General features: G+C 75.8%; 7 protein-coding genes. All 7 read right to left on the bottom strand.

Features of this window, described 5'->3' with window-relative positions; genetic code table 11:
* Positions 1-212 (bottom strand): hypothetical protein (locus CKO13_RS11820; RefSeq protein WP_207132213.1); only part of this gene is annotated, 212 nt, incomplete at its 3' end.
* Positions 213-214: 2 nt separating this feature from the next.
* Positions 215-469 carry a hypothetical protein gene (locus CKO13_RS11815; RefSeq protein WP_200261281.1) on the bottom strand — a complete coding sequence of 85 codons (255 nt, stop codon included), beginning with the start codon at positions 467-469 and terminating at the stop codon, positions 215-217.
* On the bottom strand, positions 469-891 hold the full coding sequence (locus tag CKO13_RS11810) for a VRR-NUC domain-containing protein (protein ID WP_200261279.1): 423 nt from the start codon (positions 889-891) through the stop codon (positions 469-471). Before CKO13_RS11810 ends, CKO13_RS11815 begins: the two co-directional genes overlap by 1 nt.
* Positions 884-1,261, bottom strand: a complete 378-nt coding sequence (locus CKO13_RS11805; protein ID WP_200261277.1) for a dCTP deaminase/dUTPase family protein — start codon at positions 1,259-1,261, stop codon at positions 884-886. The genes CKO13_RS11810 and CKO13_RS11805 overlap by 8 nt, the downstream gene beginning before the upstream one ends.
* Positions 1,261-1,431, bottom strand: coding sequence for a hypothetical protein (locus tag CKO13_RS11800; protein ID WP_200261275.1), 171 nt, complete (start codon positions 1,429-1,431; stop codon positions 1,261-1,263). The genes CKO13_RS11805 and CKO13_RS11800 overlap by 1 nt, the downstream gene beginning before the upstream one ends.
* Positions 1,428-1,736, bottom strand: coding sequence for a hypothetical protein (locus CKO13_RS11795; RefSeq protein ID WP_200261273.1), 309 nt, complete (start codon positions 1,734-1,736; stop codon positions 1,428-1,430). The genes CKO13_RS11800 and CKO13_RS11795 overlap by 4 nt, the downstream gene beginning before the upstream one ends.
* On the bottom strand, positions 1,733-2,112 hold a 380-nt coding region (locus CKO13_RS11790), incomplete at its 5' end, for a hypothetical protein (protein ID WP_200261271.1). The genes CKO13_RS11795 and CKO13_RS11790, both read right to left, overlap by 4 nt.

Here is a 2,112-nt window from a genome sequence, read left to right as displayed (position 1 = left end):
CCGTAGGCCGACTCGCCCTGGGAGAGCGAGAGCGCGACCTCGGAGGACCACCCCGGCCGGTCCGCGGCGGCCTGAAGCGCCTCGCGCCGGGCCTCGACCTCGGGGTGGACCTCGAGGACCAGCGCCAGGGCCTTCTCCAGCGGCCCCTCAGGCCCGGCGCCGGCGAGCGCCGGCACCAGCCCGAGGAGCGCGCCGATCACCGCGCGGCGCACGGCTAGGCGTCGAAGAGCTCGCCCTGCACCGGCGCGAAGCTCACCCGCACCAGCCCCTGCTGGAGGCTGAGCAGCTCCTTGACCTGCTCGACCGTCTCGTCGGAGAGCGAGTCCGACTCGAGGGCGATCTGCAGCTTGCCCTCGCTGGTGGTGACCACCTTCTTGAGCTCCAGGGGGAGCCTGTCGACCCCCGAGGCGACCCGGGCGGGCGCCCCCGCCTCCTGGCCCTGGACTACGCTGCGTGCCGGTTCCGTCATCATGCCGCTCCTTCTCCGCGGGGGCCCTCGCGCTGGACGGGGGCCGCCCCCGCGCTCGGCGCCCCGTCCAGGTACGACTCGATCACCGCCCGGGCCTGGGGCCAGCCGCGGCAGAGCTCGGCGCGGTAGCCCTGCGCCCGCAGCGCCCGCAGCCACGCGCGCTGGCGCCGGGAGGGCCGCCCCCGGCGCGTCTTCAGCTCGACATAGAGGCCGTGCCAGCCGCCGCGGGCGACCGGCAGGCAGAGGTCGGGCACGCCGGCGCGCACGCCCTCGGCCTGCAGCCGGGCGGCCACCGCCGGGTGGCGGTCGCCGCCGTTGGGGATGGCGTGGAGCAGCGCCAGCTCCGGGCGGCGCCGCTGCTGGAGCGCTGCCCAGCGGAACAGCGCCGCCTGCTCCTCGTGCTCGCTCGGCTGGCTACGCATCCGCCACCGCGCCGGCCGCGGCCAGCGGCACGATCAGCAGCTGCGCCACGGGCTCGCCGGCGCTGATGTCCACCGGGTAGGCGCCGTGATTGTGCAGCACGACGGTGATCTCGCCCCGCTTGTCCCTGGGGATTACGGCGGGGGCATCGAGCACGGTCACCCCGTAGTGGACGGCGAGCCCGGCGCGCGGGCAGACGAGGCCGACCTCGCCAGGGCCGAGGCGGACGCCGTAGCCGGTCGGCACCAGGGCGCGATCCTCCGGCTCGATCCGGCGCTCCGCCGCGGCACGCAAGTCCCAGCCAGCAGCCCTGCGGCTGGGCCGCCCCGGCGGCGCTGCCGCCGCGCGGACCGTGAAGAAGCGCTGGTCCATCAGCTCCTCCCTTTGCGCCTGCGTTGAAACTCCCGCTCCACGACCCGGCGCACCGTCTCCCGGTAGGCGCCGGGCACCTGCGCCAGGAGCCGACGCCGCTCCGCGCGGCGCGGCTCCGCTAGGATGCGCTCGGCCCACTCCAGCGGCCGGCGCGGCAGCCGCCCGCTCATCGCAGCATCGCGCGCATCCGCTCGATGTAGTAGCGCGCCACCTCTGGATCCATCGGCGGCGGCAGGCTCGGTGGCGGCTGCGCCTGCCGGGCGCGGCGCCGCTCCTCGCGGTAGGCGTAGCGCAGCGTCGCCACCGAGGGCAGCCGATCCTCCGTCTGGACGGTCATCTTGACCGCCGTCATGAAGGGATCGTCCTCGAGGTCCTGGAGCTGGTCCCAGTACACCGCCGCCTGCTCCTGGGTGATCTCCCGGCGGTACGCCGCCGCCAGGTACGCCATCGCCTCGCCGAAGGTCTGCTCCCTCACGACTGCTCGCCTCCCTTCTGCTCGCCGAAGAGCCGCTGCACCGCCGCCACCGTCCCCTGGACGCGCTCATCGGCGCTCTCCCCCCGCTCGGCGGGGAGCTGCGGCTGGTGCTCGTCCTCCCACCCCTCCCGGCGCAGCCAGGTCGCCGGGTAGGGGATGTACCGTCCGCCCTCGCGGCGCCACTGCGCGCTCTTGCTGGCGGCCTCGACGGCGGCGCAGATGCGCTCGGTCAGCGCCTCGTCCGGATCGACCTGCGCCCAGGCCCGGCGGGCGTCGGCCTTCGCCACCCGCCGCGGGTAGATCGACCAGAAGCGCTGAAAGCGCCCCTCCTGCTCCGCCGTGAGCTCCCCGGCGCGGTGCTGGCCCGAGCGCTGCG

The sequence above is a fragment of the Halorhodospira neutriphila genome (genome assembly GCF_016584055.1).
GTDB classification, from domain to species: domain Bacteria; phylum Pseudomonadota; class Gammaproteobacteria; order Nitrococcales; family Halorhodospiraceae; genus Halorhodospira; species Halorhodospira neutriphila.
Note: the sequence above shows the minus strand (reverse complement) of the source record. Positions and strands in the feature narration are given on the sequence as shown.